Annotated in this window: 14 protein-coding genes; 3 read left to right on the top strand and 11 right to left on the bottom strand. The window is 68.9% G+C overall.

The annotated features are described in order from the left end of the window. Positions 1-6: 6 nt before the first annotated feature. Positions 7-2,445 carry a hypothetical protein gene (locus ACTWPP_RS28085; protein WP_443107387.1) on the bottom strand — a complete coding sequence of 813 codons (2,439 nt, stop codon included), beginning with the start codon at positions 2,443-2,445 and terminating at the stop codon, positions 7-9. A gap of 401 nt (positions 2,446-2,846) precedes the next feature. On the opposite strand from ACTWPP_RS28085, the gene ACTWPP_RS28090 reads away from it, so the two are divergent. Further along, positions 2,847-3,089 carry a hypothetical protein gene (locus ACTWPP_RS28090; protein ID WP_443107388.1) on the top strand — a complete coding sequence of 81 codons (243 nt, stop codon included), beginning with the start codon at positions 2,847-2,849 and terminating at the stop codon, positions 3,087-3,089. 82 nt (positions 3,090-3,171) lie between these two features. Here ACTWPP_RS28090 and ACTWPP_RS28095 read toward each other — a convergent pair whose 3' ends face one another. Both ACTWPP_RS28095 and ACTWPP_RS28100 read right to left on the bottom strand, forming a co-directional pair. Beyond that, positions 3,172-3,555, bottom strand: a complete 384-nt coding sequence (locus tag ACTWPP_RS28095; RefSeq protein WP_443107389.1) for a hypothetical protein — start codon at positions 3,553-3,555, stop codon at positions 3,172-3,174. After that, entirely contained in the window at positions 3,552-4,127 is a 576-nt protein-coding gene (locus tag ACTWPP_RS28100; protein ID WP_443107390.1) for a hypothetical protein, read from the bottom strand. The genes ACTWPP_RS28095 and ACTWPP_RS28100 overlap by 4 nt, the downstream gene beginning before the upstream one ends. 203 nt (positions 4,128-4,330) lie before the next feature. On the opposite strand from ACTWPP_RS28100, the gene ACTWPP_RS28105 reads away from it, so the two are divergent. Beyond that, positions 4,331-5,473: a helix-turn-helix domain-containing protein gene (locus ACTWPP_RS28105; protein WP_443107391.1), complete on the top strand. Its 1,143-nt coding sequence runs from the start codon at positions 4,331-4,333 to the stop codon at positions 5,471-5,473. 32 nt (positions 5,474-5,505) lie between these two features. Further along, positions 5,506-6,372, top strand: coding sequence for a bifunctional diaminohydroxyphosphoribosylaminopyrimidine deaminase/5-amino-6-(5-phosphoribosylamino)uracil reductase RibD (gene ribD / locus ACTWPP_RS28110; RefSeq protein WP_443107392.1), 867 nt, complete (start codon positions 5,506-5,508; stop codon positions 6,370-6,372). A gap of 277 nt (positions 6,373-6,649) precedes the next feature. On the opposite strand, the gene ACTWPP_RS28115 is transcribed toward ribD, so the two are convergent. The 8 genes from ACTWPP_RS28115 to ACTWPP_RS28150 form a co-directional block, all read right to left on the bottom strand. Then, entirely contained in the window at positions 6,650-6,967 is a 318-nt protein-coding gene (locus ACTWPP_RS28115) for a hypothetical protein (protein WP_443107393.1), read from the bottom strand. A 1,215-nt stretch (positions 6,968-8,182) separates the two neighbouring features. Next, positions 8,183-10,672 carry a type IV secretion system protein gene (locus ACTWPP_RS28120; RefSeq protein WP_443107394.1) on the bottom strand — a complete coding sequence of 830 codons (2,490 nt, stop codon included), beginning with the start codon at positions 10,670-10,672 and terminating at the stop codon, positions 8,183-8,185. A 5-nt stretch (positions 10,673-10,677) separates the two neighbouring features. Beyond that, the gene (locus ACTWPP_RS28125; protein WP_443107554.1) at positions 10,678-13,224 is read right to left on the bottom strand and encodes an ATP-binding protein; all 2,547 of its coding nucleotides are present in this window, start codon (positions 13,222-13,224) and stop codon (positions 10,678-10,680) included. An 18-nt stretch (positions 13,225-13,242) separates the two neighbouring features. Then, positions 13,243-13,977 carry a hypothetical protein gene (locus tag ACTWPP_RS28130; protein ID WP_443107395.1) on the bottom strand — a complete coding sequence of 245 codons (735 nt, stop codon included), beginning with the start codon at positions 13,975-13,977 and terminating at the stop codon, positions 13,243-13,245. 3 nt (positions 13,978-13,980) lie between these two features. Further along, a complete protein-coding gene (locus tag ACTWPP_RS28135; protein ID WP_443107396.1) occupies positions 13,981-14,295 on the bottom strand; it encodes a hypothetical protein in 315 nt (104 codons plus the stop codon). 58 nt (positions 14,296-14,353) lie between these two features. Further along, positions 14,354-15,523, bottom strand: a complete 1,170-nt coding sequence (locus tag ACTWPP_RS28140; RefSeq protein WP_443107397.1) for a conjugal transfer protein — start codon at positions 15,521-15,523, stop codon at positions 14,354-14,356. Further along, positions 15,520-15,825, bottom strand: a complete 306-nt coding sequence (locus ACTWPP_RS28145; RefSeq protein WP_443107398.1) for a hypothetical protein — start codon at positions 15,823-15,825, stop codon at positions 15,520-15,522. Before ACTWPP_RS28145 ends, ACTWPP_RS28140 begins: the two co-directional genes overlap by 4 nt. Positions 15,826-16,044: 219 nt before the next feature. Beyond that, positions 16,045-16,968, bottom strand: coding sequence for a hypothetical protein (locus tag ACTWPP_RS28150; protein ID WP_443107399.1), 924 nt, complete (start codon positions 16,966-16,968; stop codon positions 16,045-16,047). Positions 16,969-17,560: the final 592 nt, after the last annotated feature.

The following is a 17,560-nucleotide window of genomic DNA, read 5'->3' on the forward strand; positions in this document are numbered from 1 at the left end:
CTCTCCTCATGACCAGTCGAGGCGGGAGGCGTCGTCGGTGCGGGGGCGGAGTTCGCGGACGTTGTCAGGTTCCTGGCCGGGTGGGTCGTCGGCGCCGACTGGGTGCGGGATTTCGGTGGTCGCTCCGATCGCCCGTCTTGGTCGCGGTGGCTTGTTGGTGGGCCGCTGCTGGTGGTTGCGCGGCGGGGGCGGCCGGGAGGTGATGCCGTCCAGGAGGAAATCGCAGATGTCCTCGTCGAGGACTGCGAGGTGCTCGAGGATGTCGCGGACTGGTTGCCGGGCGAGATTCGCGGTGACTGCGTCGTCCATGAGTGCGACGTTCTCGGGGCTGTGCAGTTCGGCGTGGATTTCTTCGACCGCCGCGCCGCGGACGCGGAACGGCGTGGTCGGCTGCCCGGCCAGGGTGACCGACATGACGTAGTGGTAGCGGGGCAACCGAGTGACGGTTTCGGGTTCCACGAGACGGGCCCACCTGCGGGTCACCAGTGTGGCCTCGTCGACGTCGGCGGCGGTTGTGGACAGGATCGACAGGTTCTGCAGGAGAGCTTGGCGGGTGGTGGGGGTGAGACGTTGCGCCATCTGCGTCATCGCCATCAGCCGGACTTCGTACTTGCGTAGTTGTTCGGTGATCGCGGCGAGGTGTCCCTTGCTGGCGCCGTCGACAGTGGTGAGCTCGTCGATCCACGCGAAGTAGGGCCGGCGTTGGTCACGTGGGATGTTTCGGCGTGAGAGCCCGGAGCTGAACAGGTTGTAGATCAGCAGGCAACTGATCAGCCGGTCGGTCGGCCCCGTGCCGGCGGGACAAACGAACACGATGCGGCCGGTGTCCATGGCGCGGCGGACGTCATAGGTGGAGCGGCTGGCGCCAAGGAAGGCACGTAGGCTCGTGGAGGCGTCGATGCGGTCGATGATGTTGGTGATGACCGGGATGGCTGCGGGCGGGTACTGGGGGAACGTGGTCCGCCAGTAGCGGCGCAGCGGATCGGGCAGCGCTGCAAGGATGGTTTCGCGCCAGTCCTCTTCGGTCAGCAGTGTGCGGATCTGGAAGATCGTGGGCTGCAGGTCGGGGCGGCCCTGCTGGACGAGGAAGAGGGACAGTTCGGCGAGGGTCTCGCAGGCCTTGGTGAGGATGGTCTGGGCCCGGCTGGCGCTGTCGCCCCAGGAGTGGGCGGAGGCGAACGCATTGACGATGTCGCCGACGATGTCCTGGACGTCTTCGGAGGAGCGGCCCTCCATGCTGAGCGGGTTCCAGCCCGCGGTCATCTCCTCCGGGTCCCGGGTGGTCAAGTCGATCTCCCACAGCCGATCCATGACATGGGGGTGCGCGAGGTATGGGCGGGCTCGCAGACGGCCGTCGCCGTGCGGATCCAGGAACCAGACCCCGTGGCCGGCGTGCGCCAAGGCGATGGCCTGCACCAGCCCGAGTTCGGTCTTGCCGTATCCGGACTTGCCTAGGAACAGGCCGAACAAGGAGTCGCCCAAGGGGACGCCGGTGAGACGGTCTGTGCCGTCGCTGCCGGCGACGTATCCCAACGGCAGGAGGTTCGGCTGGCCCTGATAGGTGGGGAGCTCACGGGGTGGCGCTGGCACCGTTCCACCCGACCGGGCGACGTTGCGCAGGTCGCATGATGCCGTGGGTGGTTTGAGTAGCCCGGCGAGTTCCCCCGCGGTGACCAGGGCCTTGTTTCTGGGGGCGAACTCACCTTTGGTGAAGCGCCGGTCGAACCTGCGGCGGAAGAGCCGGAAATCCGAGCCGACGTGGAACGCGCCCAGGTTCTTGCCGTTGACACGCCACCAGTTGTGTTCTTGCCACTGGTCGAATGCCGCCAAGATCTGGTGCAGGTGGGCCTCGGCGCGTCCCGGTATCTCCGACTCGACCCGGATGAGGAGCTGGACGTAGAAGGTTGGGCTCGGGGTGGCGAATTTCCCAAGCGCGGCGGTGGCCTCAGCCTTGTTGAGGCCGGCGCCGCCAGCGGGGCCTGTGGGCCGCCGGCGAGCGGTACGGCCAGACGTTCCCCGGGAACCGACCTCGCTGGCGACTTCAGCGAACAGCTCCTTCAGTTCGCCGGCCAGTATTCCCAGTAGACCGTCACCGCTGTCACCGCCCTTCTTGGCTCGGTGGGCGGCTTCCTGCAGTTGCCTGCGCCGATGAGCGAGATGCGCTGAGGTGGCGGGCAGCAGATCCAGACACACGTCGACGCGTTCTCCGAGATCTTGTCGAACGTCGTATACCGCCGCGGCCAGGGCCTGAGCTGGATCGGGCTTGGGCGGTAGATCCCGCAGGGGGCGGGAGTCGTCAACCGCCAGCGTCAGCTCAGCTCGTGCGATGTGCTTGGAAGGCGGCGGATCAGCGGGCGGCTTCTCCTCCGACTCATCGAGAGGCGCCGCCGCCAGCGACGATTTGCGAGGGGAGAGGCCGGTTGCCCTGCCGAACGGTAGCCGCATGCCTGAGCGTCCTTAGCTTTACGAGCCGGGTTCGCCCAAGAGAGGTGCGCTGGCGCTGCTGCAGGTGACATCGTTTTGAGGGCAGACGGCGTTGGTGCCGTGCGCATCTACCGACGGAGGCGCATGTCCTTGCAGGGGCCGATCATGTCCCTTTCGGGTCCGCCAAGGCTCTCCACGCTCGACGGGACCCTCTGTAGTCGCATTCGAATTCACTCGAAGCCTTGCTCACGGACGCTTGACCGGTATACAGTCTAAAGGGGGGATGGGTGAGCGTCCCAACCCCACTGAAGGTGAACACATGAGCGCCCTGGCCGGGGCGAATCACAGCGGCACCAGCAGCAACGGCTGCTGCTCCACCGTCGCACAAGACAGAAGAGCGGACTCGGAAAGCGAGCGCAATCATGCGGCAGGTCCACTCCAAGAACCCGCAGCCGTACTGGCACTGCGGCCAGCGCACCGTGCGCGTCAAGGGGAGCATCGACCCTGGCGGCATCTACAGCGGCCTCCCCAGCGCACTGGAATGTGTCGATTGCGGGGCCCGCGCCAACTGGGTCCTGATCTCCCTCCCCGACGGAGGCACCCTGGGAAGCCCGGACTACGGCTGGGGTCTATGGCAACAGCCCCAGTCCGGGTCCGGTCCATGACGGGGGCCCACGGCGGACCGCCAGCGGGCCCGCCACGATTGCTGGTCCTATGACGGCACTTCTCACGCAGATCGTCGTGCCGCTACCGGTCTCCGTTCTCAACACAGCCGTGGCCTTTCGCGTCGCCCGCACCAGCCAGCCCTGACCGCGCCGACTGCCGGGTGGACGCTCCCCGCTGACCCTCGGCAGCGGCAGGGGCCAACTTCATCTCGGACGCTTGTGGCCGACGACGCCCGTCCAGCCGCAGGAACAGTTCGGCTGGGTTATCGGCCTTGACGAGCGTGCGCCTGCTGAGGTTCTCGCTGACAAGGGTGCCGAGAACGGCGAACCAGCGGCCGCCGACGCTGGTGATGCGCCAGTCAGGGAACTCGACGCTCAGCCTGCGCAGCAGGTCGTCGACGTTCACCTTCTCGGCTTCCTCGATCCCGGCGGGCACGCCGATGTCGCTCGGGGCGCCGGGGCTCACCGGGACACCTCGGCATCGGCGGTCACCGCTGCCGTAATGACCAGCGTCGCGTCGACGACGTGGGAGGCCTGCTCGATCGGCTCGCCAGCGCCGTTGTAGAACCACAGGCGGCCCTCGTCGGATTCGCGGGCCTGGCAGGTGATGACGTCGACGGGCGCGCCAGCGGCCACCGCCACCGTCAGCGCAACCCTGGCCGTGCCGCCGTCCAGTTCGCGGTCGTCGTCGACGTCCAGGTCGGTGGTGAGGTCGACGATCAGACCGTGCCCGCGGAGGCGCTCTGCGAGCGCGCCCAGCCGCCTCCGCGCCGCGGCCGCGACCGACGCCGCCGCGTGAGTGGTGTTGACTGCCTCCACCCCGCCCAGCAGGTCGCGCATCATTTCTTGGGACTCGGCCTCCAGCGCCCATGCGCCGCCACGCCAGCCCGGGCCCCGCTTGCGCCTGGCGTACCAGGGGTTGCGGCCCGCCGACCAGCCGATGGTCCAGGCGGGGAAGGCGGTGCGTAGCTCGTCCAGTTTCGCCATATCTTCGGCACTGACCATGCCGGGGGGCGGTGAGCCGAGTACGTTCTCCATAGCCGGATCTCCAGTTCCGGTCAGGCCCCGGAATCACGGCGTTTGCCCGCCGGCCGGGGCCGCCTTTGTGTCCTGTGGCGCGGTTACCGCTCCACTTGACCGCGCGGCGACCTAGCGTGGAAGTCATTGCCTGTTGCCTGATGGGCTCACGACAAATAGGCAATCGGACAGTCGCAGACGAAACGGGCAAGACCGGGGATCAAATGGTGCAAAGGACCTTCGGGGAGTCGCTCGGTCAGCTCATGGAGGAGCGGGGCGTCAGCTTGCAGAGCCTCGCCGCCGCGGTGCCGTGCAACGCCGGGTACCTATCGCGGGTGCGGAACGGCCTGCGGACCCCGCGGGAGACGATCGCCGAACGGTTGGACGATCTGCTCAACGCCGGCGGAACCCTGGTGGCGCTGCTGCCCCGGCCGCCGCGCCCGCTGGCGGCGATGTCGGTCGAGCGCTGCATGGAGTACATGACGCCTGCGCGGATGGACGCCGTCCTGACGCACCTCGGCGAGCTGTGGCACGCGCTGGTCCGAACCGACAACCTCCTCGGCCCGCGGCATGCTCTGGACGGGGTGAACCTGCAGTTGGGCATCCTGACGCCGCTGCTTGCGGCGGCCCGGCCCTCGCAGCGCGAGCGGGTGCTGCGGCTCGCCGCCCGCTACGCCGAGTCCGCCGCGTGGCTGCACGAGGACGCCGGCAATCTCTCCCGGTCCCGCAGGTGGACCAGCCAGGCCATGGACTGGGCGGTGGAAGCCGGCGACCGCCACATGGTCGCCTGGGTGCTGTTCCGCCGCAGCCAGCAGGCCGACGCCGCGGCTGAGATGCTCGGACTCGCCGAGGCCGCACGCCGAGAACAGCGCGACGAACCGTCCCTGATGCTGGCCGCGATCCTGCAGCAGACCGCGCACGGACACGCCCTCGACTCCGACGAGACGGCCTGCCACGCGGCGCTGGAGCAGGCACGCACCTTCGCAGCGACCGACGACGCCGCGGACGCGGCCGCCGGCCACGGGGCGTTCTGCACGCCGGCGTATCTGGATATGCAGCGCGGGCGCTGCTTGTCGCGGCTCGGCCGCCCGGACCGCGCCATCCCCGCCCTCGCGGCCGCGCTTTCGGGGCTGCCGGTCGCCTACCAGCGCGACCGCGGCGTCGCCCACGCCGAGCTCGCCGCGGCCTACCTTGCCGACGACCAGCCCGAACCCGCCGCGGTCGCCGCGGGTGAGGCCCTGACGATCGCACAGGGCAGCGGCTCAGCCAGAATCGGCGGCATGGTCACCACCGTCGCCGCCGGCCTGCGGCCGCATCGCCACCTGGATCCGGTCACTGAACTGCTCGCCGAACTCGAGCAGGCATGATGCCCACGCCCACCCCTGGCGAAGTCGCCGCAATGCGCCGCGCTATCGCGGTGTCGGCGTTCGGGCTCGGTCGCACCAGCCCTAACCCGCCGGTCGGGTGCGTGGTCCTGGACGCCGACGGCGCTGTCGCCGGTGAGGGTTACCACCTGCGCAAGGGGGATCCGCATGCGGAGGTCAACGCGCTCACCGCGGCCGGGTGCCGCGCGCGCGGCGGTACGGCGGCGGTGACCCTCGAACCCTGCAACCACACTGGCCGGACCCCGCCGTGCCGGCAGGCTCTCCTGGACGCCGGGATCTCCCGCGTGCTCATCGCGGCCATGGACCCGACCTCGCGTGGTGAGGGCGGCGCCGCCGTCCTGCGCGCCGCCGGCGTTGACGTCGTGACCGGCGTGCTTGAGGACGAGGCGCTCACGGTGCTCGGCACGTGGCTCGCCGCGACCGTGTCCGGTCGTCCCCGCGTGACGTGGGCTTTCCGCTCGGCTGGCCCAGCCGCCGGCACGCTGACCGGCGAACTGCTCGCCACCGAGGCTTTGCGGGCGCATGCCGACGCGATCTTGGCCGAGGACGGCCGGGTCACCGAGGCCGTCCGAGACACACACGGCCCCGGCATCCTGCGCCTGCAGGACGTCGATCCCGCCGCGCCCGCGGCGGCGGTTCAGGCGCTCCACCGTGGGGGTGTCCGGTCGCTGCTGCTGTTGGGTGACGTAACGCTCGGCGCCGTGTTCGCCGCGGCGGGCCTGGTCGACTGGATCGTCGTGCACATCCGTGATCCCGGGCCGTCCTCGCTGGGGAACGCGAGCCTGCTTCCTCTTGTACTGCCGTCCGGGTTCAAACTGGTGGAGACGAGCCGCCAGGCGGGCACCGTCCGTGCGGTCGCCGGACCTGCGGCCGATGCTTGAGAGTCGATCTGTCCTCCTGTGCGCGTGGTAGCAACGACTCGGTTCGCCTAACAGAGGCGCGGGGTCAGGGCTTGCAGGTGACACCGGGGGTGAGTCTCGATCTCGTCGGAGACGAGGAGGATTCCCCCTTTCGGGCTATTCGTCCCTCGGGGTGATCTCTCCTCCGACCATGTCACCTGTGTGCGCCATGAACGCGGCAGAAACGCCGAGAGAGCCCCGCTCGGACGGCGGGGCTCTCTCCCTCCCGTGGGGGAGGCCATCTATCCCTCACTGGTGGTCAGCCAGCGACTTTTCGGTCTGTGGTGAGGCGGAGTCGAATGTCGGGGTCGACGTAGCTGAGGAACCGGTGGTAGGTCATCTCGCCCCGCCCGATCCCCAGCAGCGCCAGGGCGCGCCAGTAGGTCGCCATCACGTGGGGCCGCTCGATGCGGATTCGTTCGAAGGTGCCTTGCATCATGGCGGTGACCGCCCCGCCCGGCTGGATGCGGGCGTCCTTGGCCATCAGATGAGCCGCACCGCGCGCAATCACGGTGTGGATGAACTCGACGGTCTGGGTCGCCTCGTGGATGGTGCGGGCCGAGAAGGTCCTCGTCATTTCATCCCCCTCGCTGGCGGGCCGGGGTCGCTTGCCCCGCTGTACACTCTAAAGTGTACACCGGTCAAAGATGATCGGCAAGAGGTGTGAGGCGATAAGGCAGACCAGGCGGTGACTCAGCTGTGAGTCTGTTGCCGCTGCGCCGCCTAGGGCATCCGAGTTTCCAGTGCGATCGCCGCGGCGCAACGGGCGGCGCTGGCCCGGGGCGGACTCTCCCTGGCTGGTCTGCCCGCTGGCCGGCCAGGGAGAGCGTCAGCCGGGCCGGCCCCAATCAGAAACGTCACCGCCGGCACCGGGAGGCGAATCCTCCCCAGGGGTCGTCTCGCCTGGTCTTCCCACCGGTGAGGGCTGCCGGATCTCCACATCGGGGTAGGTCCGATGCCGCAACACCGACGCGGCGTTGGCAGGCCCCTCCACTCTCATGCGAAGTAGGCCATCATCGTCGGTGTACCACCGGATCCGCACCGACGCCGCCCGGCGGGGGATGAGTCGCGATGCTTGCGGCCGGGTGCGCGCCAGCTGGGCGGCGAAGCGCAAGATCTCTTCTGGCTTCGCTTCGAAGGAGGTGGCGGGAAGCAGGTCGTATGAGACTCGGCGGCGTAGATGATGTTTGATCCGTATCCGTCCGATAACCCAGACCGCGATCAGACAGACCGCGATGGTCACTGCTAGCGGAATCGCGACCGCTTCGAGCCAGTCGAGCGCCTTCGGCGCAGGATTTTCCCAGTCGGCCCACGGGCCGACGACCGGAAGAATAAGTCGGCCCCCGGCATGCACCTTGCCGCAGCCTGCTGACCTGCGGATATGCCCCGTCCCGCAGAGTGTGCCGGAGGGACCGCGGGTGGGGCTCTCGCTGGGGCTGTGGGCGGGCCCGTGGCTGGGACCATGGCAGGGGCCACCCCGGCCGTGGCGTCCGGAAGCGCTGGCGCTGGCTTGGGATTCGAATGAGCTGACCACAGGAGACCTCCTCGGTGAGATCGGGTTCTCCACGAAAGAGGTCTGGCTGGCCCCGTTCAGATGACAGGACCTCGGCGGCCTGCCGATCCCCCCGTTGACAGCCGCGTTCCATGCCTCGGTCATCAACGCGCGCCGCGGTCTCCGCACTGACAGCCTGCGGCCCGGCAGTCTGCGGCCAGGTCGCGGGGCTTGCCCCTGGCACCTCCGACTTCGTGCTTGCGACCCTCGTGCTTGCTTTTTTGGTTGATGAGAGCCGGGTCAGGTCGAGGGTGGTGGCTTCTTCTTGGCTTTCATGCGGGCCTGAAGTTCCTTGGCGAGCTGGGCTGGGTCGGCGCCTCTCTGGGCTCCCTCCCGGGCGCCCTCCATGGCGCCGCGTTGGGCCCCGATCTTGGCGCCGGTGGTGCCGCCTGTGGCGAAGCCCTTTGCCGCGCCCTTGATTGAACCGCTGAACGCGCCCCGGCCGGTGTGCTTGCCGACGCTGGCGGCACCTGCCTTGAGTTTGTCCCCAGTGGCCGGCTGCATCTGCACCCGGTGGCTGCTGCCGCTGGGAGAGGGACGCTCGTCAAGGTAGCGGCGGGCGGTCTCAGGGTCGAATGCGTTGCGGAGTTTGGCGAGGCCGATTCTTTGCTGCAGCTCCTCCTTGCCCGATTGGGCCGCACGCTGGGCGGCCCGGGCGCTGTCTTGGGGAGTCGAGCCAACCACGAACTTCACCTGATCGCCGACCGCGCGGCCGCCTCCCGCCGCCGCGCGCGCCGCCGCGGTCATGCCGGTGTTCCGGGCCCAGTGGGCACTGTAGTCGCGGACCGCTCGGCCTCGGTCCCACACGACCGCCGCGGCGTCCTTTGCCTTTTCTGCGCCGTCGGCGGCGGCGCCGCGCGCCGTGGTGTAATCGCGTTCGAGGGTGACCGGCAAGCCCAGCGTGTACTCAAACCCCAGTCGGCCCGCAGTGGTAACGCTCTTGCCGCCGCGCCAAGCGACTCGTCCGGCGCGGGTTCGATACATCCGGCTGCGGAGTTCACTGGCATCTTCGGGGAGTCGCCGTTGCGCCTTGCTGGTGGCGCTGGCCGGCCCTACCCAGGCACGTTTGGCGGTTCGCGCTGTCCAGGTCACCGGGTCGGTAACCCGATGGATTTCTCTGCGCGCGCCAGTGTGGAGTGCACCGAACGACACGGGACTCAGCCCGCTGGGGTCTCCGCTGCCGAGCCATCCCATCCCCATGCCGCCGCCGTACCCGTACCCGCCGTATCCGCCGTACCCGTCGCCGCCGTACCCGCCGTACCCGTATCCGCCGCCCAGTGATCCACCGATCCGAGAGCGCTCCAACCGGCGGGCGATGCGGTAGCCGGCTCTGGTCCCGAACGTGACCAGCTTGCGGTGGTAGACCAGGCCGGCGGCGGCGACAACGTCGATGAGGAAGAAACGCACGACCAGAGGCTGCCCTTCGGTCGAGTTGACCAATGCCCCGATGAAGATCGACAGCAGGGGCAGAAAGACCACGACGGCGAATAGAACCAGGACGACCTTGATGATGCCGCCCACCCAACGCCACAGCACGCCTCGGCCGCCGCCGGGGAGCAGGGCGATCACGAACACGGCATGGCCGAGCATGGCGTAGAAGGCGAGGGCCGCCGTTGCGGTCAGCAGGATGCCCACCATGAGCAGGATGAGCACTGCTATCAGCAGGGCCGCGATCAGCAGCAGCAGGGCGCCGAGTAGCCGGTCCCAGGTCGGGTCGTGGTTGTAGTCGGCGAGCTTCTTGCATCCGGCCTGGCTCATCCAGTTGCGGGGCTCGTCGTCTCCGCCCCACGGCCCCTCCTTAACGATCTTCTTGTAGGTCGACAGGCATTCGCTCGGCTTGCCTGGGGCGTCCAGGTCCTCGCCGTAGTTGAGCATCTGATGTGCGTCGACGACGAAGGTTGTGACGAGGGTGTCGGTCAGGGGCTTGGATGCTTGTTTGGGGTCGGTCGCGGCGGAGCGGCCGCCGGTGGCGGTGATGGAGGCGATGGCCATCGAGGTGTCGTGGGTCTGGCCGAGGACACCGTGGTCGCCGAGCAGCACCTGGGTGGGTTGGGCGAGCAGTGTGGCTGCGAGCGCTGAGATCAGCAGGGTGATCCCGAGCTCTCCCGCCCCCCGTCCTTTCCGGCCGCGCAGGAACATGACGCCGCACCAGGCCGCTGCCAGTGTCAGGAAGAAGACCGGCAGGCCGAGACGGTCGATGACCTGCGTCTGGTAGGCATCGGCGACCTGCTGGGCTGGCTCGATCCCGATATGGGCGGGGCCGAACTGGAATCCCCAGTTCAACAGCCAGGCAACCAGCCCGATAAGGACGCGGACCAGTGAAAAGAGCCCGTTGGTGAACCACAGCAGGAGTTTGCGGTCGACCTCGTTCCAGGCCCCGTGGTCGGCGGTGATGTCGTAATGGTCGAGGGGCACCCCGTCGGGGTCGGTCGCGGTGAGCGGCCCCAGCACTCCTTGCCCGTCGGATGCTGGCGGACGGTCACTGTCACCGGGCGCGGCAGGGCCGGTACCGGGCGGTTCGGCGGGGGTCGTCTGGGGTGGTGCGGTGCTGGTGTCCGGATCCGGTGCCGGGGTGGGCGCAGGTGTGCTCGTGGCGCTCGGCTGGGGGGTGGGGGAGGGTTCCGCCTGAGCTGAGGTGCCGAGCAGCGTGATGAGCGCCAGCAGGAGGAGGAGTGTCGCTGCGGCCCAGCGCGCGGTGCGGCAGCGGATGGGCACCAGGCGAGCCTTCACAGGCGTCACCCGTCTGCCGCTGGCACAGGATTGCCCTCGCCGCCGTGCGCGGGCGCCCCGGGGGTGGTGAGAATCGATTCGGTGATCCGCGGCACCGGCGGAATGAGGATCTTGACCCGGCCGATGCGGCGGCGGGTGTCCATGAACAGTGCCTCGCCCTTGCGGTGCTGGTCCTTCAGCGGTGACAACTCGGTGGTGACGAGATCCAGCAGATGAGCGTCGTCGGCGTTCAGGTTCAGGAAGTCCAGGCCTTTGCGGGCCAGGGTGCTGTCGCGGTGGCGGAGAAGGAACCGGTTCGACAGCAGGCCCCGGATGGTTTCGTTGCCGAAGTCGTCGGGGTCGTGGCTGCCCAACAGTGCACCGGCGGCGTGCTTGCGGCCGTCGCGGACGAGTTCGAGGACCAGGTCTTGCCCCTCGGTGCTTCCGGTCAGCCAGTAGCATTCATCCAGTGCCACGGCGGCGAACCGGTCAGAATCAGCGAAGGCCACTTCACGGGCGATCGCGGCGATGACGTAGAGGACCGCACGCCCGATCAACGTCTCCAAGGGTTGGCGGGACATGTGGTACTCGGAGGTGAATACCTCCTTCTTGGGGAGCGTGAGCCCCGAGGTGTGGAAGACGCAGAAGTCCCCTGATAGCCGCAGTGGCGGCTGGTCACCGAAGACCATCTGGCCGAGTTTGTCGGTGGCCACGATCCGCAAGAGGTCGGCGAGTTCGGCGGCGTGCTCGCCGCGCCGGGTGCCCGGTTCGGTGCGGGCGATGGCGTCGAGTTCGTCGATGACCTGCCGCATGTGGGGGCGGCTGGAGGTGGCCGCGGCATCCGCTGCTTGAGCGAGCGCCAGGCCCGCCGGCGACATGGGCGCAACTCCCAGCTGCAGGGTGAGATAGGACTTGGCGTAGCGGGCGCGGGTCGCCGGCGGGAACACACGCAGTGGGTCCAGTGTGAGGTCGGCGGATTGGTCGGCTCGGATGATCTGGTGGCGGCCTGCAGCGGCAGCCTCGGCGAAGTGCGCCCATTCACCGACCGGGGTGCGGTCTACCGCGATGACGCGGCCACCACGGTCGAGGATGCTGCTTTGGATGACCTTGAGAAGCACGCTTTTCCCGGCGCCCAGTTCCCCCACGGCGCCGAGGGAGGCTGACGCGTCCTGCCGGGGAGCGTTTGCCAGGTCGAGCAGAACGGGCCGGTCGGCGCCGCCGTCCAGGTTGACACCCAGCAGCATTCCGGTGGGGTCGCCGACATCGGCGCACGCCCAGGGCATCGCCATGGCGTAGTCGGATGCGAGCTGAAACTGGGTGAATTCCTTCAAAGCGCTGGGAGAGGCCGAGCCGGGCAGCATCGCCTCGAAGAGCGACCGTTGCGCACCGACAGGCCTCACTGCCTGGTATTCGGCGGCTCCGAGGGCCGAGCGGACCAGCTCCGCGCGGCTCTCGCATTCTTCGGGGGTGGTGCCCCACACGCAGAGCACGGTCGCCGACTGGATCTCGACTTCGGTGGAGGAGGCCTGGAGGCGTGACCGTTGGTCGTCTAGGTCGGCCGCCGCGTCGATGAGGCTTTGGGGGATGCCGGCGGTTTCGCCCTCGTACTCCTCGGTGAGTGCCACGAGTTCCCGGGCCTTGCGGCGGGACTTGGCCTCTGCCTCCGCGTTGGTCACCACGGTCAGCCGGGAGGCGTAATCGACCCCGAAGGGGAACCCGTCCAACCCGGCAAGGAATTCGCTGTTGGGGAACCGGAAGGTGGTGGGCATCTCCGCCAACGTGAGGAAGGCCTGGTAGGAGGTGCCTGTTTCGGTTTCGATCTGCAGCCACCGGCGTCGCAGCGGTGAAACACCGCCCGACCGCCACCACGGGCCGCTGGTGCCGGGGCGGCCTCCTTCGGCCAGGCGCGCCTGGGCGAGCGCGGCGAGACTGGGACCGCGCAGCATGCCGTTGATGATGCGGGCGCCTCCGGTGGCGTCGTCGGCTGCGTCGGCCAACAGCGGCTCGGGGAGACCGCGGCACAAGGCGTGGGAGAAGATCCACAGCACTTCTGCGGGGGTTGCTGGCCGGAAGTCGGGCTCGCCCGCGAGTTGCCCTTGAAGCCGAGTTGCTTTGGCCTCGTAGGCGGCCACCTCTACCGCTGTCACTGCGGGAGGTGCGATGCCCAAGGCGTCGGTGAACGAGGTGAGCGCCGAGTCCAGCCCGGTGCGCAGGGTGAGCCGCTGTTTGTCCGCAGACAGTGGGACGGCCAGCCAGTGCGTCCGTTCGGACAGATCGAGGTTTCCCAGCCAGTCCAGGGCGGCGTCGGCGACCTCGATCCATTCCGGGTGGTCGTCCAAGTCGACGTTGTCGATCATGCTCTGGACGACGTCGCCGGCGTTGACTTGCGCGCAGAGGCTGAGCAGCATCGGCTCTCCGGTGAGCCGCTTGAGGATGGCGGTCGTGGCCGCGTGCAGCTCGTCGCGTGCCCGTGCGCTGACATGGGCATATGAGACCGGCTGGACACGCCAGACGGCCCATACGGTGCCCGACATGGTCCATGCCAGGTTGCCGACCAAGTGCCGCAACGGCATCCGCACGGGGCGTCTCCTTCAGCGTTCGGGTGTTTTCTCAACGGCGGACAGCAGTGTTTGCAGCCCGGTGGGAGCGGGCGCGGGTCGGGGTGCGGCAGAGTCCGCCGAGCCGGTGTCCTCGCCGGGATTGCTATTGGCCGCGGCGGCGGAGCGGGAAGGCCCCGTTGGACGCGCCGTTCCGGTGCGTGCCCGCGGGGGCAACGGGCCGGAGTCCGCCGAGCCGGAGTCCGCCGAGGAGGCGTGCCGCACCGCCGTCTGCGCTGCGGGCGGCCGTGCAGCCCCACGTTGGGCGCTGCGCGTCGGCCGCCCCTCCGTGGTGATGCCGGTAGCAGCTTGAGTGCGGGGCGGCGCGTCCAGGCGGACCTTGCCGGTCATCAGGGTTGGCCGCGGACTGCTGGCTTGCCGCCCTCCGATCCGGCCACCGGCCGGCTCCAGGAGCAGGGCGACGTAGCCGCCGAGCGCGCGGATCGGTGTGCGGCCGTCGATTTTGGCGTGCCGCACAGCCCAGGTGGCGGCGGGGGGTGCGGCGACGAACACCAGACCAAGGGCACCGAGACGACTCCACAAGGAGAAGGTCTGCACCAGAAGCCAGATCCCGGCGATCAGTACACCGAGCTGGGTGGCGGTGTAGGGCCCGAACGGAATCTGCCAGCCCTGGATTTTCCCGACGACCCAAGGGAACCGCCTGGCCCGCGTGTAGGACCGGCCGACCCGCGCTGACCCAGCGCCGTCATACGCCGGGGTGGAGGTCATCGTTCAGGCCTTTGGGTGGTCCGGCCGGCCACCGGCGGTACGTGGGTCGACGGAAGCGTGGTCAACGACCAGGACCACCCCCGGCTGTTGGGGCTGGCCGGAGGAGAACTCGTTTTCGACCAGCTCCGACAACCCGCTGATCTTGGTGACGACGGCTAGGACGATCGCTCCGCCGATCCCGGCGATCATCGCCTTCTTCCAGCTGCGGAAGGACACATAGGCGAAGATCACGAACGCGAGGGCGATAACCATCAGCGTCGGGCCGATCAGGTTGTTGATTTCCTGAAGCTTCTGCTCGTACCAGTCGAGGACTCCCATGGGGCGTGTCCTTTCTAGTGGCGTGGAACGGGATCTGGGGAAGGCGTTTCCGCGTGGCTCACGGTGAGGTGGGCGGCTGCGTGGGGTCGGTTGCGGGCGGTGGGGTGGGGTCGGGCGCAGGGGTTTCCGGAACGGGAGCTGCGGGGCTGGAGGTTGCAGGCGTGTCCGGGCTCGGGGAAGTGATCGGCGGCGAGGTTCGCGGGTCGGTCGAGGTTCGGGGGTCGGTCGACGGGGCCAACGCGGGTGCGTTCTGCATGCGGGTGACCTCCCAGCGCCCGGCCCGTGCCGTGAGGGCCAGCGCGTAAGTGAGCGGCCACCGCTGCTGGGCACCGTCGACGGCGTCCACGGTGGCCAACACGTGGGTGACCGTTCCGTCGGCCGGGACCGAGGAGTCGGCGTCGGCGAGCTGACCTTTCGCGTTGATGCTGGTGACCTGAACGGATCGGTAGGGGGCGGGAGTCACCGGATGCAGTTGAGTGCTCGGTGACAGATAGCGGCCCAAGTCGCCGCTGCCGGCCAGGTAGGCGTTGAGGAACTGGCTGATGGTGTCTTGAAGCGGTCCCCGTGTGATGGGAGTGGTGCCGTCATAGCCGAGCTCCGGAGCGCCGCTCACACTCGGCGCGGCCACTTCTGCAGGAAGAGCGGTTGCGACAAATCCTGGACGCCGTCCAGCGGCGCCCGTGCCGCCTGATTCCGGCCCTCCCAGGGCGAGGACCGGGACCATGAAGTAGTGGACACCAGCGGATTTGGTCGTGGGGCCGCTGGTGTCCATGACATCGGCGGCGACCGTGACGCTCCAGTACCCGGGGTTGACCTCCGAGGCGGCGACGGTCACCGTCCGGGTCGCCTGGCGGCGCCCTGCGGCACGCAAGGAGGGGGGTGCGGCGGGGAAGAACTGCTGCACGGCCGTGCTGTTATCGCCAGCCTGGAGGTACGCGGCGACATAGAGCTCTGCCCACCCAGCCGGGGCAAGCGGTGATCGGGCGGGAGGGCCGGTGGAGGTCGCGGTCGATGCGGGATTCGGGCTGGCCACCGCCGCAGTGATCAACGCAAGCGGCCCGCAGCCGAGCATCCCCCAAATCGCAACCTTGCCGAGAGTGGTGAACAGGGCCGCCTTGGTGGCCGGTGGCGTCCACGACGCTGCCCGGCGGGCAGCACCTGCTCGGTCCGTTTGGGTGGCTTCGAGGGTGCCTGCCGTCGGGATCCTTCCGCGCCGGCGCGTGGTCATGCGCCGGTCCCCGGCGATCGGCCGCCGGTTCCACCATCGTGCTCAGGGACCGGCTGGTCTTCCTCGCTGCCGGACGTCTCACGAGAATCATCGTCCTCGTGGCAGGGCAACCCTGAGAGGTTGGAAGACGCTCGCAGAATCTCGTTGATCCGCTGCTGCAACTGTTCAGGCCCTTGCTCCATCAGCGCGCTGAAGGCTGCTGCGGCCTCGCCGGCCGGCCCGGAGAGGTACTCCTGAAGCGCTTGATTGGTCTCGGGGGCGTGGGGTCGAGCCAGCAACCGGACGGCCAGGTCTCGGGTCATTCGGTGAGCCCTCAGCAGGCACAGTTCGTCGTCGTTCAGGGGTGGGTGGGTGGGCAGAGGCGATGTTCCTTGGGAGTGCCGGGCGTCGTTCACACGATCTCCAAGACCTGTCACCGCAGATGTGCAGCACGTTGTCGATACCGGGGCGGACACCTCACAGAGGTGCCGTCACGGCAGCAGAAAGTGACAGGCCGACGCGGATTCCTCAGGAGCGTCTTGTCAGGCCGCCCCGGGGAACGTCTCCGCGGCGCGACTCAGGCGCTGGATCGCGCGGCGGCGGCGTTGCCGGAGGGTATTGATGCGGCATCCCCGTTCGGTGGCCAGGTCGTGATCGCCGGTGGCCGAGGGCCGGTAGGTGCGAGCAAGCAGAGCTGCGTCCTCGGCGTTGATCACCTGCTGTTCCACGGCCCACACCAGCAGATGCACCAGACGCTCCCGCGGATTGTCCGGCCCTGCTGCGGCCAGGAGTGTCTCCTCGACGAACTCGTCGTCGGACTCGACGATCCGCAAGTCGAGCGCCTCGACCAAGAGGTTCACGGAGGCCCGCGGTTTGGGCGCCCACTCGGCGGGCTCCTCCGCGCCGGCGAGGAAATGGTCCAGGGCGTCGGGCGCCATCGGGATCTCGACGGCGCTCAGCGATACCCGCCGAACGGTGTTGAGCGTGTCGAGGCTGAGGTTGGCGGCCACCCGGGCCGGACGACGCTGCAGCGGGTAGCAGCGGATGACTTCGCTCAAGCAGCCGATCACGGTGGCGAAGCATTCGTCGTGATCACGGAACCGGTTCAGCTGTGAACGCGCGATCCTGATCGCCTTCGGCAGCATGAGTTGGATGAGCGTGCGCGTGGCGAGGTCACGCGCACGCGCGTGCTCCTCGGCATGCGCGCGCCTGATCAATGCGAGCAGGAGCGCGTCGCATTCCTCGCTGGGGAGCGCGCGCACGCGCGCCTCCAGCTCCTCCAGATCCGCGATGTCCGCGAGCGCGGGCTCGTGTCGCGCCCAAGACCGGACGACTGCAGCAGCACCCGAATCGTTGCGCAGCGCCAGCCATTCGCGGTTCAACTGTCCGACCACTCCAAAGGGCGGACGCGCCTCACTGCGTCGACTCCCCGGACTCGTGTCGGTGTTTGAGCTGGTCAGACCCATGTGGACTCCCCTGTTGCGGTGTTGGGGTCCACGCTGCTGAGCAGCCCTTGACTGGATCCTTGCCTTGAGCGCCTCGGCCGCCACGGATCCGAAAAGGACCATGTGAGGCAAGAGGCCGCACGCGCACGGCAAGGGGCGGGCACAGGCACATGCGGACGCAGGATGCCCGCAACCACGCGCCTCACGACCGGGCGCGCCTGTGAGGGCGCGCCCGCACCGCACGTCCGAGATCGACACACCGGCGTGCGCAATGGAACGTGCGCGCCTTGAGCGCGGTGAGTGAGCGCGTTCAAGGCGCGCATTGGGTCGCTGGGTGATGCGCAGAGCGGTGCGCCGGGACGCGCCGCTTGGCGCGGTACACCCCCCGGCCCAGGACATCAGGGCGGGCTCAGGACGCCGCCCATGGCGGGCTGGGGGAGGCGGGTGAACCGGATCCGATCAGTCTCGGCCCCCCGGGGAGGGGTGACACCCAGAAGCGGTGATCTACCTTGCGGAGGCTGCCCCCAAGAGGTTCCGGCAAGAGTGTGGCCAGGGTCTGTCAAGGGGGGACGGTGCCAGCCGAACCCTGTCAACAGTGATCCCGATGTGGACT

Source organism: Actinomadura sp. 3N407 (assembly GCF_052245875.1).
GTDB lineage: Bacteria > Actinomycetota > Actinomycetes > Streptosporangiales > Streptosporangiaceae > Spirillospora.

Bases quoted from the DNA above. Each gene is read 5' to 3' on its own strand.
- ribD (WP_443107392.1), top strand. From the start codon at position 5,506: ATGCGCCGCGCTATCGCGGTGTCGGCGTTCGGGCTCGGTCGCACCAGC.
- ACTWPP_RS28130 (WP_443107395.1), bottom strand. From the start codon at position 13,977: ATGACCTCCACCCCGGCGTATGACGGCGCTGGGTCAGCGCGGGTCGGC.
- ACTWPP_RS28135 (WP_443107396.1), bottom strand. From the start codon at position 14,295: ATGGGAGTCCTCGACTGGTACGAGCAGAAGCTTCAGGAAATCAACAAC.
- ACTWPP_RS28150 (WP_443107399.1), bottom strand. From the start codon at position 16,968: ATGGGTCTGACCAGCTCAAACACCGACACGAGTCCGGGGAGTCGACGC.
- ACTWPP_RS28090 (WP_443107388.1), top strand. From the start codon at position 2,847: ATGCGGCAGGTCCACTCCAAGAACCCGCAGCCGTACTGGCACTGCGGC.
- ACTWPP_RS28105 (WP_443107391.1), top strand. From the start codon at position 4,331: ATGGTGCAAAGGACCTTCGGGGAGTCGCTCGGTCAGCTCATGGAGGAG.
- ACTWPP_RS28125 (WP_443107554.1), bottom strand. From the start codon at position 13,224: ATGCCGTTGCGGCACTTGGTCGGCAACCTGGCATGGACCATGTCGGGC.
- ACTWPP_RS28140 (WP_443107397.1), bottom strand. From the start codon at position 15,523: ATGACCACGCGCCGGCGCGGAAGGATCCCGACGGCAGGCACCCTCGAA.
- ACTWPP_RS28115 (WP_443107393.1), bottom strand. From the start codon at position 6,967: ATGACGAGGACCTTCTCGGCCCGCACCATCCACGAGGCGACCCAGACC.
- ACTWPP_RS28145 (WP_443107398.1), bottom strand. From the start codon at position 15,825: ATGACCCGAGACCTGGCCGTCCGGTTGCTGGCTCGACCCCACGCCCCC.
- ACTWPP_RS28085 (WP_443107387.1), bottom strand. From the start codon at position 2,445: ATGCGGCTACCGTTCGGCAGGGCAACCGGCCTCTCCCCTCGCAAATCG.
- ACTWPP_RS28100 (WP_443107390.1), bottom strand. From the start codon at position 4,127: ATGGAGAACGTACTCGGCTCACCGCCCCCCGGCATGGTCAGTGCCGAA.